This window comes from Rhodopirellula maiorica SM1 (assembly GCF_000346295.1).
In the GTDB taxonomy this organism is placed as follows: Bacteria; Planctomycetota; Planctomycetia; order Pirellulales; family Pirellulaceae; genus Novipirellula; species Novipirellula maiorica.
The window spans coordinates 1-15837 of record NZ_ANOG01000162.1; the positions used below are offsets into that span (position 1 = coordinate 1).

At 56.1% G+C, this 15837-nt stretch carries 15 protein-coding genes; all 15 read right to left on the minus strand.

From position 1 onward, the window contains the following. A partial coding sequence (locus RMSM_RS04895; RefSeq protein WP_040764149.1) for a hypothetical protein occupies window positions 1–830 on the minus strand: 830 nt, incomplete at its 3' end. After that, window positions 812–2230: a baseplate J/gp47 family protein gene (locus RMSM_RS41970; RefSeq protein WP_040764151.1), complete on the minus strand. Its 1419-nt coding sequence runs from the start codon at window positions 2228–2230 to the stop codon at window positions 812–814. The genes RMSM_RS41970 and RMSM_RS04895, both read right to left, overlap by 19 nt. Next, complete coding sequence (locus RMSM_RS04905) at window positions 2227–2589, minus strand: GPW/gp25 family protein (protein WP_008692430.1); 363 nt, start codon at window positions 2587–2589, stop codon at window positions 2227–2229. The genes RMSM_RS41970 and RMSM_RS04905 overlap by 4 nt, the downstream gene beginning before the upstream one ends. Window positions 2590–2704: 115 nt before the next feature. Then, window positions 2705–3028 (minus strand): hypothetical protein, encoded by a 324-nt coding sequence (locus RMSM_RS38085; RefSeq protein ID WP_081614017.1) that lies wholly within the window; start codon window positions 3026–3028, stop codon window positions 2705–2707. Between the two features lie 94 nt (window positions 3029–3122). Further along, window positions 3123–3674 carry a phage baseplate assembly protein V gene (locus tag RMSM_RS04915; protein ID WP_201767003.1) on the minus strand — a complete coding sequence of 184 codons (552 nt, stop codon included), beginning with the start codon at window positions 3672–3674 and terminating at the stop codon, window positions 3123–3125. Further along, a complete protein-coding gene (locus RMSM_RS04920) occupies window positions 3671–4795 on the minus strand; it encodes a hypothetical protein (protein ID WP_040764152.1) in 1125 nt (374 codons plus the stop codon). Before RMSM_RS04920 ends, RMSM_RS04915 begins: the two co-directional genes overlap by 4 nt. Continuing rightward, a complete protein-coding gene (locus RMSM_RS04925) occupies window positions 4788–5183 on the minus strand; it encodes a LysM peptidoglycan-binding domain-containing protein (RefSeq protein ID WP_008692438.1) in 396 nt (131 codons plus the stop codon). Before RMSM_RS04925 ends, RMSM_RS04920 begins: the two co-directional genes overlap by 8 nt. Next, complete coding sequence (locus RMSM_RS04930; RefSeq protein WP_008692440.1) at window positions 5180–5854, minus strand: CIS tube protein; 675 nt, start codon at window positions 5852–5854, stop codon at window positions 5180–5182. Before RMSM_RS04930 ends, RMSM_RS04925 begins: the two co-directional genes overlap by 4 nt. Before the next feature lie 70 nt (window positions 5855–5924). Then, window positions 5925–9305 carry an eCIS core domain-containing protein gene (locus RMSM_RS36440; RefSeq protein ID WP_201767004.1) on the minus strand — a complete coding sequence of 1127 codons (3381 nt, stop codon included), beginning with the start codon at window positions 9303–9305 and terminating at the stop codon, window positions 5925–5927. 335 nt (window positions 9306–9640) lie between these two features. Beyond that, window positions 9641–9937 carry a hypothetical protein gene (locus RMSM_RS04940; protein WP_040764153.1) on the minus strand — a complete coding sequence of 99 codons (297 nt, stop codon included), beginning with the start codon at window positions 9935–9937 and terminating at the stop codon, window positions 9641–9643. After that, entirely contained in the window at window positions 9934–11946 is a 2013-nt protein-coding gene (locus RMSM_RS04945; RefSeq protein WP_201767005.1) for an ATP-binding protein, read from the minus strand. The genes RMSM_RS04940 and RMSM_RS04945 overlap by 4 nt, the downstream gene beginning before the upstream one ends. Before the next feature lie 133 nt (window positions 11947–12079). Beyond that, window positions 12080–13402: a Pvc16 family protein gene (locus tag RMSM_RS36445; RefSeq protein WP_008692445.1), complete on the minus strand. Its 1323-nt coding sequence runs from the start codon at window positions 13400–13402 to the stop codon at window positions 12080–12082. Continuing rightward, window positions 13399–14382, minus strand: a complete 984-nt coding sequence (locus RMSM_RS04955) for a hypothetical protein (protein ID WP_008692447.1) — start codon at window positions 14380–14382, stop codon at window positions 13399–13401. The genes RMSM_RS36445 and RMSM_RS04955 overlap by 4 nt, the downstream gene beginning before the upstream one ends. After that, window positions 14379–15101, minus strand: coding sequence for a T4 family baseplate hub assembly chaperone (locus tag RMSM_RS04960; protein ID WP_040764154.1), 723 nt, complete (start codon window positions 15099–15101; stop codon window positions 14379–14381). The genes RMSM_RS04955 and RMSM_RS04960 overlap by 4 nt, the downstream gene beginning before the upstream one ends. Before the next feature lie 177 nt (window positions 15102–15278). Further along, window positions 15279–15806, minus strand: a complete 528-nt coding sequence (locus tag RMSM_RS04965; RefSeq protein ID WP_008692450.1) for a phage tail protein — start codon at window positions 15804–15806, stop codon at window positions 15279–15281. Window positions 15807–15837 lie beyond the last annotated feature (31 nt).

Consider the following 15837-nt stretch of genomic DNA (forward strand, 5'->3'; position numbering starts at 1 on the left):
TGATCGTTTTCGACCACAAAGTGTCGATCTGACTCACGGCTCGTGATCAAGTCCCGCTTGGGATACCAGGTCAGGGATTCACGCAGTTTCTCTCGAAGTTCTCGTTGTCTTTCCGGCCTCTGGTTCGGCAGTCGGCTCAAGTCGCTGGAGTCCCTGGCATTCAGTTGGTCCTCCAGAACATGGCGTTCGACATCTTCGAGCGTACGCCAGCGATTAACGAAGGCATTGGTTTCATGCAGTTGATCCAACTGCAGCCTAACCGTTCTGCCGTCGGCGAATCCGGGAATGCCAACCAATTCAATCTCTGGCTCTGCTTCACGTGGATCATGGCCATTGAAAGTGGATCCAGTGACAGTCGTCGCGATCGGCGCTGCAAAAGTGAGCTTTGCCTCATCAATCAAAGGCTCGAACCGATCAAAGAGCTCGACGATTTCAGGATCATCCCATCGATCGCCGCAGTCGACCTGTCGCAGCTTGGAGGTCGCTGTACCGATCTCCCGTGGCTCCTGTGTACGCCCGTGGCTAATGGGAACGATATTGCCGCGAGCGACCGACACTCGCTGAACAAGTTCACAACCGCTGGTCGGCTGCGCACGTGAGGAAACGCAAACCGGGAATCGCAGCTTGTCGGCGATGTTCCACTCGATCTCAACCAGGGGAACCTTATACTTGCCTTTGTGAGGTCCATCTTCTTTGATCATGCCGTGCGCCGGATCGTGGCTGAACAAAACTTTCGTCAGCCGAACGAATTGCCGATGGTTTTCGTTCGCATCCGACGATTCGCCGGTGAGTGGACCAACGCGTTCCTCGATCAGCAGGAAATCGCCCACCGAGAGTCTCGACAGGGCGCTTCGACGAACAGGTTGCGGCTGATTAGGCAAGCACTCTCCGGGCGGTACTTCCCATGAATCGAGCAAGTTTGCCGCTGTTGCGCCTTTGGGAATCCAGCACTCCTCTTCATTCCATGTATAGAAATCAATCTCGTTGTGCGCTTCGTAATGGTGCAAAAGCCATCGATACGCGCAGATGAAATGTAATCGGCCAACAACGAGTCCAGCAGTACTCGATTTCGCTCTCGCAATGGTAGCTTTTGAGTGCGGCTGACGCTTGGAGCGGTCCCGTACCCGCTCGGCATCAGATCATTCTCCAGAATCGCATTTGCCCTATCAACCATCGCCTCGAAGGACTCCTGCGCTGGTGCGCTCGAGTACGCGCTGACGCCGGAAGTGAGCGATGCCGTCAAGGAATTCTGCAGGTCTGCGGCGCGGGGCCTACTTGCGAACAATGAAACAAAAAGTTGGGGATGTTTGATCTGATTGCATGTCAGCCGCCACGAATCGGCGGGGATCGGCGTTGGTTCAAAGCAGACCAAATGAGGAAAAACTTCATCGGGAAGATCGGCTTCGATATGAATCGTTCTTGGAATCTGGAACGACGCGGGAATGATCGTTGCAAAGTACAAGTCCTCTGGGGCCGATACGGAATCGCTTGCCGCACCGACAAACAGGAGTGCGCGAGAATTGCAGCCCTCGTGCATGTGGTAGTCGACCATCCTGGCCAAACGCCGGACCGATTCTCGGCGCCGCGCGGTCTCCAGGTATCCCTCCGTTGCCACCGCGTCCTGGTAGTAACTCAAGCGATCTCCGACATATGCCAGCAACTCGACAAACTGCATCCCTGTGTCGGCTGCATGCGATTCTTGCCAATCCGGCATCGTCAAAGCCAAGCGATCAAGGATCAACTGCCGAAAACTTCCATAGTCCTTGGCCAGATAGTTGATCTCCGGACGCGGCAATACGGAACTGTCCGGCGACGTTGACTTACGGAAATCGACTTCGGATGAAACCGTTTGGTTGTAAATGAAGTCAATTTCATGATCGCGAGGGTCGAAGTTGTCCAGCGGAACGTCAGTTACGAGTTCGTCTTCAACCCGCAACAAGCGTAGACGGTATGTCCGACCCTCGATCGGGGCTTGCTCGGTCTTCGTGAATCCGATTGTTAGCCTCGAAGTACCGTTACCTGCCACGAGTCTTGTCGCAAGTTGTGTGTTTCGCCGTTTGTCGGTCACAACGATTGATGCTTCATTAACAATGGTTACCGCGTCGTATAAATGAAGGTCTAGATGATCATCTTGGTAGTTGACATTGACAAAGTCGATTCCGTTCAGCCCGCCTGGCCTGGCAGTGCCTTGTTGACGTGCGGCTGAATCACAAAAGGAAAGTTCATTCATGCCACCGCCCTCCTCTCAAACGTGTCGAGCCTCGGTTCGCCCGTTCGGGTGACGATGTATTGGAGATTGACTTGTAGCCTCGCGTCGTCGCTGGTGACTTCCAGATCGTGCACTTCGATCAAGTCGCCTAGCCAGCGATTGAGCGACGCCTGGATGCTGGCTTGCAACGCGGCGGCCATTTGGTCGCTGTTGGGAGCAAAGAGCAGCTGCATGATGCCGCAGCCGAACTCCGGGCGGTTTACGCGTTCGCCCGGACTGGTGAACAATACCTGCTCGATCATCTCGCGGATGTGATCGGTATCGCTGCTCTCCGCCGTGCGGCCTCGATGATCGAATTGGAGGGGGAATTTAATGTTCATTCTTTAGTCTGGAGTCGATAGTCCGTAGTCTTTAGGAGTTTGGGGTTTGGATTGGTGACTGGCCCTCCCCGGACTTCCCCGTCCGACCCTCCCACTTCGCGGGAGGGTGATGTTGTTATTGCGCGTTGACTCTTGTTTGCGTCATCATCACCGTTGCCGGCACGCCGGTTGGTGCGCAGGTCGCCTGGCTGGACATGACCAAGACCGGGATGCCACTGGCCAAGACTCTCGTGGCACCCGATGTGAACTGCGCGGTTAAACAAGGCCCGTTGGATGCGTTCGGTGGCGGATTCGGACAGGCCGCGACGACGTATTGCGTCGGTACGGTCGTGACCGGTTGACCCGTCACCAACACGCGCGGATTGGGTGATGTTGGCGTCGCTTGTCCGCCGTGCGTACATTGCACTGTCGCGCCCATGTGAACGATGAATCCTGGCATGATCGGAATCCTTGCCTTATTTGGGTTGCTGCCTCTCCCGGAGGGAGAGGTGACGAAGGACGTGCGACGTACGTTGGTCTCTGTTTCTCGACATTTAGATCACCGTTAGAGCGCCGGAGTTAATGTCGACGGTGTTGGCCGCCATCAAGATCGTGGCCCCCAAGCCGTTGGTCATCGTGATGCCGACATCGGTGATCGAAATCATCGCGCCAGTTCGCGTGCGCAATTGAATCCCACCGGTTGGTCCCGGCACGTCACTGATTTGAATCATGTTTTGCGTCGGTGTTTGCAGCGTGATACCCGGCACAGCCGGTGGAACCAGTTTCGCTCCGGCCGGAGTCTCGGCCGCCGAGCCCCAGTAACAGCCGGTCCAAATCGGATAGTCGGGATCGCCTTGTTCAAACTCGACCCATACGCCGGCCCCGACCAGCGGCACACAGAACATGCCCATTTGAATGCCGCCCCACGGCAGGCACGGCATCGCCCAGCTTGAGATGGCAACGTTGGAAACATCGGGCACCATGACTTGGATCCGACCGATCTGTTTCGGGTCGACGTTGTTGACCACCGTACCGCGGAATTTTCCGTAGTGCTTTTGGCTCGATCCCGACTGCAACGAATATTCTTCGACGTCAAACATGCTCATGCTGGCACCTTACCGACTGTGGAAACCAAACCATTACGACTGAGTGTGAAGTCCTGCTTGTATTCACCCCGTTTGATTTTGTGGGTCACGGTTTCGACGTAGTACAAACCGTCAAAGGCATGACCGGCACCGCGCACTCCGACCAACTTGCGCGGCTGCAAGATGCGACCGTAACGCAACACATCCAGGCTGCCGGATGCCGACACGACGTCACTGCTTCGCGACGCTTCGCCCAGACCCGCCTCGGCTGCCTCGGCGAATGACATCTTGGCCGTCTGCTTGAGCAACTTGATCTTATGGGGAATCGGCGGAATGGCTCCCAGCGGCGGATTCAATGGCCCGACGTCACCGATAGGAATCGGAATCGGTAACTTGGTGAACGGCTCCTGAATCAGAACGATCGGCAACATCTTCTTGTTGGAGTTGAAGCGAAAGCTCAACGATTCGACGTTGGTGTGCGCGTCCATGTTGGTTGTCAGCGCGGGTTGTGCCGGGCCGGTTTTGATCAGCGGCCCCCAGTAACCAAAGCTCGTCCCCGGTTTCGGTCCTGGTTCCATGTAAAAGGTGTATCCCACTTGCTTCGCCAGCATTTGGATGTACTGCAGGTCGGTCCCTTGCTGGCGTGGAATTCGGTCCAAGGGATTGGGCGGCACGGGGTTGAGGTTGGGGATCACCTTCGGGATCACACCGAGCGGCGCGTACTTGGCCAGGATCGCAGCGACCCGCGTGAAAATCGGCATTGCGGGATACGGGATCCCACTTAAGTCGATGTGATCCATCACGACCGAAAGGTCGTCCCCTTTGATCGACATCGTCGCTTTGCCTTGATTGCCGGGCGAGACTTCGTGGTTGGTCATCACACCGTCGATCAAGACGTTGGGCGTTCCATTCAGCGTGGCGACAAGGACCACGCGAAGGATCGGAATCCCCGCGCCGCCGGCAAGCAAAAACAGCGTGTGCAGCGGTGAGCGATTGCTCAATTCAAACGTCAGGTCGAAGGCACTCGCGCCTTCGGTTGGCACGGTGACTTGGACGCTGGTTAGCGCTTCCATCACCTCGTACGATGCCGCGACGGGCACCGCCGGTCCGACCATCAACGTTAGGTGAATGCCTTTAAGCACGCGGTGCTCCTGGAATACCTCGAGGTAACGTGATTCGCAGTTTGCGACCGATCTCGGCCGTCAACTCTTCCGGGTGCATCGCGGCGTTGGCATCAGCGATCTGCCAATACTGTTCGGCGTCACCGATATAGTGGTACGCCAGGTTGTCGAGCCGATCGCCTTCGACAACGGTGTGTTCTCGCACGTCTTCAAAGTCGTCCGGATCGGGCAGGAAGCGGCGTTCCAAGTAGGCGATCTGTTTGCCGTCCTCGCGGGTGTACGTGAGAGTTTTCAGACCGTGATAGCGGCTGGTCGACGGGAAGAGTGACTCTTCCAAACCGCCGGGCGTCGGGAAGGGTTGGTTCGGGTTGACACCCGGAATTTGCGGTCCCGCAAAACGAATACTCATGACGGGATGCCTCCGATACCGAGTGTGCTGAAGCGACCGCCAGCGTGCATGGCGGCGAGTTGTTCTTTTTGCTGGTGATAATTCATGAACAGGCTGCCGCCGCGGTGACGGAAGCCGAGATCGTTGACGTTCAACACCCGCATCCCCAGACTGACTTTGGCGCGGATTGGGTTCAGGTCAGGATCAAAGAATTGTTCCTCGATGCTGAAGTCGGTGATCCGGACCGGCGCGATCCGCGACTTGCTCCAGACAAAGATCGTCAGCGGCGCCTGCATGGCGGAGATTTCCAGCGTTCCGCCGGCTTGTTCCGCATCGTTCTGCCGGAGGTGGCCCGACGTCGGATAGATAATCGTTTCGAGCGCAGCCAACTGAGGCTGAATGCCGAACTCGATCGCCGTTTGATTGGGCGATTGTTGCGGATGTTCGAGGTGATCGGTCGCATCGATCTCCGCGTCCAGCTTGATCGTTTCGACGGGCGGCCCCGTCAACCGCAGCGCCTCACTCCGATCACCACCCTGACCCGAAGACTCAGCAGCCTGGACCTGTAATGTCCGAGAAACCGTCTCAGGGTTGTACTGCAGCGAAATAATCCGCTGCACAGCACCGCTACCAGCGTCCATCAGCACGATGCCGCCTTTGAGTAGTTTGGGGGAGTTCGTAATTGTTGACATTCGGACATACCGTATGGTCGTTTGTACTTACTGTCTTAGGCATTTCTTAAATTTTCTGGCGATGGTTCCATCACGGAATTTCACGATACGTACCATGCGTCTGTACAGTTGTTGGCGACGGCCTTCCAAATTCATCGATCTTCGTTGAATACGTTTCGCCGCTCAGGCGTCTTTGACGTAGGGCCGATCTAAGCTCTTTGACGACTGGATGAAAAGGTAACTCTCTTTCGAGATTTGCGATCTCATCGTTCACCCATTTATTGGTCATTTGCCGCGGGCGCAGCGTGGCGGTGCCTCCTTTGAATTCGACAATTACGAGTTCGCCCGACTCTGTTCTGTAGATACTGTCAAAACCACGAGTGGTGCTGGACGGACCACGCGGATTGTCAAAGACCTTCGTCAATCCTCGCTCCGCTGCCATCTCGTGCCCTTGGTGTGCGCCGAGGTCGTGTGCGAAGTTCTTCCTCATCTGCTCAGAGCCGCGTCCGCGATAAGGAGCTGGCTCGCCACCCGACGCGGGCTTATTCTTGTATTCGGAAGTGGGGCGAGCGGTCACCTCCGACTCGGGAGTCGGTCTTGAGGGACCCTTCGTAATTTTCCCGCCTCTTTTCAAAAAGTCCTCGACGGACTCCACTTTTGGCGGTCCAGTAGTTTTCGATCCCGCTCCGGGCGCCTCGCCGAGTGATGTTGCTGTGCCTTCAGACTTGGTGCTCTTTGCCACTGCTCCGGCGAACTCATCAGCAGGACCTTCTCGCACCACATTTCCAGCGTCATCTAGCACCTGGATTCGGGGATTGGGAGTTTCCATTTGGGTGACTCGCACCTTAAAGCCCTGAGCCTCCCCTTCGATCGCAGTCACCGTGCCTGCTGCCGACTTTCCTTCTCCGGCCACCGAACGTACTAACCGCACACTTTTTAAAGTGGTTCCCACCGCCCCAACCGCAGATAGCCCAACACTCAGATAGCCCATCCCCTGGAGCACGCGAGCCGCGTCCTGTTGTTCGGGATCGAAGACGTCATTCGCACCCTGGCCCAACGAGTAAAGACTCCCTTTTTCTACGGATTCAATTCCGCTGACAACGCCGTACGCCGCCAGCCCTCCCTCGATCGCAACAGCGCCGGCAGCTCCGAGCGCGGATGTGGGAGGAAACACGATCAAAACGAGAGTTCCCAACGCGGCCAATCCCACCGCAATGTTCTTTACCGTTTCCCATGATTCGGCCGACGCGATCTCGCCATTGACACGGTTGCGGACCTGTTCACTGGCAACAATAAGTAGATCGCGGACGATTGGGCGCAGCTCCAAGTAGTCGAAATCAGGCTCTGATATTCGTTGCATGAGAGCCTCGTAGTCAGCGATCCGCTGCGCGATTGCGGCCAAGACTTTGGTGCGCACTTCCTCCGGCGAACCGTCTCCGTCGTTCGCGCCGATGATTCGGTAACCCTGTGGCCCAAGCGGCTCCAAGTACGGACGAATCATGTTTCGTGATGTTCGTGCTGACTCCACCGACGTAAACGATGAAAGCTCTTTGCTGGCAGGAGATGACGGAAGGTCGCGTATGAAGTCGGGCCTTGGAATCGGTTGACGCGCGGCTTGATCCGCTGCTAATCGCATGCGATTTTCAATGGGAGTCCAAGCTCGGCTCGCCCTATCGTTCTGTGAAGCGGACGATTTGCTTTGCCATACGCGTTGCTCGGCATGGCAGCTTGGGCACTGTGCACCGGTGACAAGGTTCTTCGCATATTCGCGTTCCACCGGTGATTCGGCACGGTAGAAGCGGTCGAGATCCGCGACCGTGCCACGCTTCTCGGCGGTCGCGTCGAGTTGTCGAGTTTTCTCAGCCAAGACGAGAGAGTCCAACTGCTCGGTTGAGAGTTTCTGTTCGATGAAGGTCTTCCACTCCTCTAAGTTCTTTTTGTTGTTGAGCAACCTGAGCTTACCCGCGTTAATCACCAGGCTTTTGAATTGCTGATAATCGGTCTCTTCCGAAGATTGCTCGCTTGCCTGCGTCTGTTGCTGGTCATCAAGCGACACATCGGCCTTGCGGGCGAGGGATTGACTAAGGCCGGCAGTCGCTTCGATCGCCACTGATGTCTGATTCTTGAACAACCTAGCAGGGTTTACCTGGCCGGGCGCAATGTCATAGACGAACTTAAACCGTAGCCCATTGGGTGCGTTCGCGAGTTCGAATCGGACCTTACCATTTGCCGTCGAAACGTTAGCTAAATAGCTGCCCTCTGATAGGTCACATTCATTGAGTGCATAGACGTAGTTGACACTGGGCGTCTCAAACACGATTCGCCGGTCGCTACACGAGATCGTCACCCGTGTAACCGATTCCGAGACTGAGCTTACCTCAGGCTTTCTCCGCAACGTAGTCGGATCTGACGCACGCGAGGGACTACTCGCCTCAGCTTGCGAACCACCAGCGCCGAACCGGGGTTTTGCCAAGTTTCCTTGCTGCTGAACCACGTGGGCCAATTCGTGAGCCAAAAGGTGCCGGCCCGATGATGATTCCGGTTGAAACTGCCCTCGACCGAAGACGATGTCTTGGCCCACAGTGTAAGCCCTCGCAGATATCGCTTGAGCCGAAGATTCGGCGTGCGAATCAGTATGCACACGGACCATGTTGAAGTCTTGCGCAAAACGTGACTCCATAAAGGATCGAGTCACTGCCGGCAGCGGTGACCCTGGGGAATTCAGCGCATTGTGGACGATCGGTGGCGCAGTCATCCCTCCCACCGGAGCACTCGCCACTCGCTGCAACGTTCCACTCGCTTCCTTCTTTTTCTTCTTGCATTCCGGACACTCGCCACTTTTCATTGAACCGACGCAACTGCATTTTCGTTGCAATTTCGGTTCGGGCATCCGCATCACTTGCTCGGCCACGCGGTCAGCTTCCTGCTCGTATTTGTCGCCAGGAGTGTTGATTGTTAGCTTGGGTTGGATAATAGATTGGGGAATTTTGGCGTTGACTTTCGGAGCAGATTTTTCGATTGAGCTTTGATTCGCGTTAGCGCCGTTTCGGATACTTTTGTGTTTCGTCGAATTTTCAGGGCTACTGGAACCAATTCCGGCTTTTACAACAGCCTCCTCGGCAAATACCTGTGTGCCACCCAATGCGACAATCGCTGCAATAATGGCTTCAACTGGAGCGAATGCGACCAAAATCAAAATCGCCGCGATTGCAGCTGCGGTCCACCCGGCAATCTCTAAAATTGTTTTGAGTTCGATTTGTTGCCGTTGGAATGGCATTTCCTTAACCCAGCGTCGTGCCTCTTCTTCCAATTCTGGATCAAGCTCTCCCCGACACGATAAGAGCGCCTTTATGATGAGAGTTTGAAGGATATCCTGGACATCCTTGAGTCGAATTTTGTGCCCCTTGTCGCCGCCGCCGTCTTCTTCCATTGCACGGATTCGGCCTATGATTTCCTCTATCAAAGTTTCCATACATTCAATAATTGCTTGACACCCCGGATCGGGTTGCCGGGAAACGTCCCTGCAATTCTCTTCTTCTGGGTGAGCGACGTCTTCACTCCGAAAAATCTGGGGACCACTAATATCGCCACTTGAGGTCGCACCGATGGTGGATTCCGATACTTGGGGCAACGCCCCACTCTTAGAAGGCATCCGCATTACTTGATCAGCAACGCGGTCGGCTTCTTGTTTGTATTTGTCGCCAGGAGTGTTGACCGTGAACTTGGGCTGCAGACGAATGTGGGTCGATGTTAACGCTAAAATAGAGGCTGGTTTCGCAGACGAGGGTTTTGGTGCGGAGGCTCTGATCATGGCGTCTGCCTCCCGGAATCTCTCTCCGCGCGATTGGTGTCACGACCGAGAGTTCCATGAATCTCACGCGCCAATTGTTGTCCTAGAGATCGATGTTTTGATACTCCGGTTTGGACTACCGTGCGGTCAACATTGCCCGAATCGCTATTCTCATGAGACGATGCTAAGTGCGGTTGACGACCAAGTAGGGCAGCCAACTCGCTCGTTACGGCACTTCGAAACATTTCTTCATTGCGGGAGTCGAAATCAATGCCGTCCAGTACGATGCGTTCGATCTGGAAGTTGATGTTCATCGTGTCGCTACCTCCAGATTGGCCCAGCGGAAGTCGCTGGCGTTGAGGGGCTTTTGGGATTTGATCATTTCGCTCTTGCTGGCTGCCAGAATCGTGGGCATGTCGATCGAAGGCAGATCACTCGCGGCCGCGAAGGCGGCATTGAGCGCGATGTTGTAGATATTGCCACCCGTTAGCCGGAGTTTGGCGAGGTGGTTGTAGTCGAGGCCCGAAAGTGGTGTGGATTCGGGGAAGACTCGATGCCAGATCTGCTTTCGCTCGGCCGCTTCGGGAAAATTAAAATCGATGATGAATCGCAATCGGCGTGTGAAGGCGGGGTCGAGCGATTGCTTGTTGTTTGTCGCCAGGATCGCCAGGCCTCGGTACGATTCCATCCGCTGTAGCAGGTAGTTGACTTGAACGTTGGCGAAACGGTCGTGGCTGTCTTTGACCTCGCTCCGTTTGCCGAACAACGCGTCGGCTTCGTCGAAGAACAAGATCGCGCCGCCACTTTCGGCGGCGTCAAACAGCCGACGGAGATTCTTTTCGGTTTCGCCGATGTACTTGTTGATTACGCTGGACAGATCGATGCGATACAGATCGAGATCCAGGTCGTGGGCGATCACCTCGGCCGCCATCGTTTTGCCGGTACCGCTTTCGCCGGCGAACAGGGCCGTCACGCCGAGGCCGCGATTGACTTTGTCGCGGAAGCCCCATTGGTCGAGTACTTTGCCGCGATGACGGACCTGCGCGGCGACCTGATGCAGCAGTTCCAATGCGTCATCGGCGAGCACGATGTCATCCCAGCTGGATTTGACGTCGATCCGCTGGGCAAGCTCTTCCAATTTGGGCCGCGTGCACTGGCGACATGCGTTCCAGAGTTGTCCGCTGATCACGTCTGAGGTGTATTCAGCAATGTCGGAAACGGCATCAGCGATCTCACTGATGGCCGACAAGGTCAGATCGAATTGCCCTACGAGTTGCCCGGCGACGTCGCTGATAGAATCGGGCAACAGATCCGCCCAAGATTGTAGCTGTTCATCCGCGCTCGGTTTGGAAACGTCGACCCGCAACGACGGCGCGCGGGTATCGGGCAACCGATCCCGAGCGTCGACGACCACGATCCCGGAGAGACGTTCCAGCAATCGCATCGCTGATCGCTCGGTATTCTTTTCACCGTCGTCGCCGATAGAAAGGAACAGCCCCATCGGGACGAGCTGGCATTCTCGTTGCCAAAGGCGAACGAAGGTGTCGACATCATCGATTGAATGCGGAATCAGGTCAGCAGTCAGCTGATAGAGTCGAAGGCCAAGATGCCGGGCCAACTCGCCGGCGATGCTGCGTTTGTCGGCATCGTTCGGGCCGAGCAACTGCACGATGGGGTAGCGGTGCCCGGTTTCACCTGCCCGCTGCAAGGAATTCAGAACCTGTTCGACTTGCGCTTGCTGCGATGGGGGCAGGTCGTTGTCGTCGTGCTGGTTCAGCGGTGAGACGAGCAGGCTCAATCGCTCATCGATGAAGTTCAGGCCTTTAATGTAGCTGGCAATTCGGTCGTCAATTCGGATCGGGCTGGCGGTCAACGCGACTTGCGGATGACGGTCGATCTCGATCAGATGCGAGTGCCGCAAGGGTCGCTCGGGGGAGAGCAGATCCCAGGCGCCGTCGTCGAAGAGCGAAAAGCAGAGCGACGCGGTTGGATAGGGCTTCGCGGCGTCACCTTGCGCGGCAACACATAGTCCGGCGATCCGAGTGTCGAATTCCATTGCGGCGGAGAGCAGCAATACCTGTTTCTCGAATTCGGAGAGTTGGAATCGACCAGCGAGAACTTCGAGGGCGGGTTGGTAGTCGCTGTCCAAGTCGGTGTTCGAATCGGAAAGACCCGAGGCTAACGCCTGCGGTTCAGGGGGCGAGGAGACGTCGTCGGCTTCGGCCAGTTGTTGCAAACGCGAACGCAGCCAGTCGAGGGATCTCGACAGGTAGGTTTCGTTGACGGTTTGCCAGTGGTCGAAGTTGAACATGGTAGGTTTCATCGTTCCTTGCTTTCTGTGTCCGATTGATTCTTTACTCTCCCTCTGGGAGAGTCGGGCTCTCAGGCCCGGAGAGGGTCACCTTGTTTGACCTCCCCGGACGTCCCGTCCGCCCCTCCCGTCGGGAGGGTGATCTTTAAATCGTTACCTTTTGATTGTTGTCCAGGTCGACGCTCCATCGTTTGGTTTCTGGGTCTTGTGTGCCGGTCATCAACATGCTGTCGATGCCGTCGACGCGAATACGTATCCAGTACGTTCCCGGAGGAACCTTCGAGACGTCGAACGTCGGGTTAAGGTTGCCGATGCCGGTATCGTCGGGCAATTGTGGGATTTGAAAAAAACTGTTCGGTTTCGGCGGCGGTGAGGGTGCCTCGTCGTCTGGTGCTTCGTAGCGATTCAGAATCAACATCACTCGACGATCTTGTCCGAGCGGATGTTTCAGGCTGACGGCCAGCGTCCCCTGCGTCTCGTCGACAAACGCGATCGCTGATTCCTGGGCCGCACTGGTTTGGATCTCAGCCGCGAGTGCGAGGTGGACGGAATTGCTGGTGACGACTTGATCGCCTTTGTTGAAGGCGACTTCGAGAGACAACATTCCGGCGGGCCAGACTCCGAGACCCTCGCTCAGCTGGGCGACCAATCGGCTTCCAGCGACTTCGACGGTGGGCTCAAGCGTCGCCACAACGTTGTCATCGACCGAACCGTTCAGTTCCTGTTTCAGATCGCGAACGACGACCGACAGGCCGACCGCCGGCAGATTTGATCCGACAATCGTGATCTTCGAGCCAACGTTGGCGGCGGGAAGTGCCGGTTGCTGGGGGTCGCCGCGGTATTCGATGCCTTGTAGCACTGGATCGATCCCCACGTCGGTGCGGGCGCCGCGATCATCCTTGCCGCGTTTGGCCACCGGCAACGCGGAAGGCGTGGGGCGATCGCTTTCAATCAACACGACCGCGGCTTGATAGGCAGCGGAAACGCGGTACTGAGTTTGAAAGGTGGTCCACAGACGCGACATTTCTTCGATGTTCAACGTGTCGGGCACGATTCGAATATGCTCAAGCTGTTCGTCGAGACCGCTGGCCAACAAATCCGCCGGAAGAAAGCTTTTGACATCGGCTCGTTTGATCACGGGACGGTCATGCAACACTTGCATCGCTTGCCCTAGCGTTCGTTGATCCGCCAAGTTGGCCCCGTCTTCTCCATAAGCCGTCAATAAGTAGTACAGGTTTAAGGCGAGCGGTGGATTCCCCTTTTCACCGCGACCGACGCGTCCTGGGATATCAAGGTTTCGCCAGGTGGGATTCGGCATGGTGTGATAGAGAAACAGGTTGACTCTCGCACCTTCGCCGTCGCCAGCCGCTTTATCCGGTGACTTGGTCGTACAATCGACCTTGGCATAAGTTTGCAACATCAACTGAATCGAACGCGTGACTGCTGCGATGGCAAGCGAATTGCTCACGATGCACCTCCCGCTCGCCGGCGGACGTAGTCATCGAGACTCATGATCCGCGGGTTCGCACGTTGCGGTTTGGGCAACGTCGGCGCGGCTTGTTTGGGTGATCGCACTTCGATGCGGCCGATCGTGACCGTGACGGTATGTGACGGTGATGCGACAGGCTGCTGCTCGACAATGATCTTGGGTGGAGACATCTGGTGTCGCGGCATCGATTGGTTGATCACAATGTTCGGCTGGAGATGCACGGTCCGTTCGATCATTGTCGGAGCGTCTGGCCTTACGCGTACTGAACGTTGCCTGTCGTTGTCGGATTCGATCACAACGGTGGGTAGTTCGCTCGGTTGTGTTCGATCCAGTTCCGATTCAATCGCAACAATTGGCGTCTTTGGGTTCAACTCCCGCAGGACCGCGTGCTCATGAACCTGGCGGAGGTTTTCTGTGTGCTGAACGACTTCACGAGACTCGTGATGGTGGTGGCTCTCGATTGTCGTGGTATCACCGGATGCGCGCGGTGTATTGTTGGACGCGATGACTGGGGCAGCTGGCGGAGTCGACTGACCGGTTAAGTTGGCCAGTTGAGTGTCGAGTTGATCAAGACGCTGGGTCAGGGAACGTGTGGACCTGTCGTCGACCTCAGGAACCGGAGGGACGACCGACGCCCAAGAGTTTTCCGGTGACTTATGACTTTCCGAACGAGTCGAATCCAGTAGCGACATCGACTCATGTTCCGTAGGCGGAACATTCGGTGTTGACGCGACGGTTGCCCGTGCGTCTGTGACGCTGTTCTGAACAGGCCGCTGATTGTGACGATCTTGAATCATGTCGGTCGGCGACACGTTTGTAGATTCATTCACGAACTCGACCAGAGATTCCCCAGACTGAGTCTCCAACGGCAATTCGAATCGTGAGGCGATTCGCGGGCGAACCGGCGAATCCAGTTGCCCCAGGGCTCGGGCCGTTAGTTGTTCGAGGTATCCGTTCATTGACGCACCATGTTCAAGTAGACTTGGCGGCGCCATCTGCCCAGCGACAGAATCTCGTGTTCGGTCCAACCGTAAGCTTTCGCCAACGTGTGAATCTCACCCAGTAGTCGTTGACACCAGGCGTTCAGCTCACTCCATAGCAACGAAACGATGTCGAACGGTGACGTCCAGCGATGCTGGCAAGCGACGCATTCGAGTTCTAGTTGCACGTCGGCTTGTGGGTCTTGCTCGGCCATCGCGGCGGTAATTCTTTGTTGCATTGACGCAGTGAGTGATACTTCGCCTTGCCAGTGTTCGTTTTCGCCCACGCGCGTTACACAGGCCGTGATGATTTCGTCGGCTCGCTTGTCGGGAGCGACGTTTGTCACGGCAACTAGATTTTTGGTAGTGGGGAGACAGAACGCGATCTCCAGGCCGTCCACCTCGGTTATGTACACGTCTTGGGGCGTTGCTGACTCCAACAGGATGTCATCGACTTCGAAGTCCAACTCGACAACTTCGCTGCACTCGGGGCAGTCTCCTAATAATTCAATGCGATTGCCAAACAAACGCTTACGCAAATCCAGCAGCATGCCATCGCGACGCCCGATTGGCATTTCGACAATCTGCTTCGTTGAAAGTTGCGGAATCGCGGTCGCCAACATCACGATTGCTTGCTCCATCGGAGGTCTTCCGAAACCGCGTTCCCAAGCAAGTAGTAGTTGTGCATCGGCGTTCATCACGAAATTTACTCAATCAATGTTGTTTTTCCGTTGTTTCCACGCGCCTCGTTGGAGAGCCGGGCGCGGTAGCGGCCGGAATGGGCAATGTTGCTGCTTGGGCGAACGTTCGGCGTTTGCGAACCGGTTCGCTAATCTCCTCGCTTCGGCTCGACTCTCCCGCGTGAGAGCAAATTATTAGGCTGTTGGCTCAGTGAAGGTTTCCTCGGTCGGTTCGCCAACTTCGTAGTCACGTTCCCAACCTTCGTTTTCAAGCTTGATCGTTTGGATCGCGACGGCATTGGCGTTCGCATCGAGTTCCGGCAAAGCCTGGAACTCTGACACCCAACATCGATAGATCTTGTAAGCGATCGCGAGCTGACCTGCTTCGTTGTAAACCTCGAGGATGATTTCCTTGCGGAAGTCCTTCAACGAGACTTCGGCACCCAAGCCAGACCCATAGTTCCAAACCTTGTTCGACCACTTCTCGAACTCGGTGTCGTGCGTGACACCGCGTTCGAGTGTGATCGCCTCATATTCGCTTCGTCCCGGAGACTTGCGACTACTGCTGGGGTCACCGCCTTCGCGATGGGTCACCACTTCGGTCGTCCGTTTTAGACCGCCGACTTTGCTAACGCCAGCAACATACTTGCCGTCCCACTTCACGCGGAACTTGAAGTTCTTGTACGGATCAAATCGATTCGCGTTGACGCTGAACTGTGCCATTGCTGAGCTCCTAGACTTCGATGTCGCCGGT

Bases quoted from the DNA above. Each gene is read 5' to 3' on its own strand.
- RMSM_RS41970 (WP_040764151.1), bottom strand. From the start codon at position 2,230: ATGAATGAACTTTCCTTTTGTGATTCAGCCGCACGTCAACAAGGCACT.
- RMSM_RS04905 (WP_008692430.1), bottom strand. From the start codon at position 2,589: ATGAACATTAAATTCCCCCTCCAATTCGATCATCGAGGCCGCACGGCG.
- RMSM_RS38085 (WP_081614017.1), bottom strand. From the start codon at position 3,028: ATGCCAGGATTCATCGTTCACATGGGCGCGACAGTGCAATGTACGCAC.
- RMSM_RS04915 (WP_201767003.1), bottom strand. From the start codon at position 3,674: ATGAGCATGTTTGACGTCGAAGAATATTCGTTGCAGTCGGGATCGAGC.
- RMSM_RS04925 (WP_008692438.1), bottom strand. From the start codon at position 5,183: ATGAGTATTCGTTTTGCGGGACCGCAAATTCCGGGTGTCAACCCGAAC.
- RMSM_RS04930 (WP_008692440.1), bottom strand. From the start codon at position 5,854: ATGTCAACAATTACGAACTCCCCCAAACTACTCAAAGGCGGCATCGTG.
- RMSM_RS36440 (WP_201767004.1), bottom strand. From the start codon at position 9,305: ATGGAAACTTTGATAGAGGAAATCATAGGCCGAATCCGTGCAATGGAA.
- RMSM_RS04940 (WP_040764153.1), bottom strand. From the start codon at position 9,937: ATGAACATCAACTTCCAGATCGAACGCATCGTACTGGACGGCATTGAT.
- RMSM_RS04945 (WP_201767005.1), bottom strand. From the start codon at position 11,946: ATGAAACCTACCATGTTCAACTTCGACCACTGGCAAACCGTCAACGAA.
- RMSM_RS04955 (WP_008692447.1), bottom strand. From the start codon at position 14,382: ATGAACGGATACCTCGAACAACTAACGGCCCGAGCCCTGGGGCAACTG.
- RMSM_RS04960 (WP_040764154.1), bottom strand. From the start codon at position 15,101: ATGAACGCCGATGCACAACTACTACTTGCTTGGGAACGCGGTTTCGGA.
- RMSM_RS04965 (WP_008692450.1), bottom strand. From the start codon at position 15,806: ATGGCACAGTTCAGCGTCAACGCGAATCGATTTGATCCGTACAAGAAC.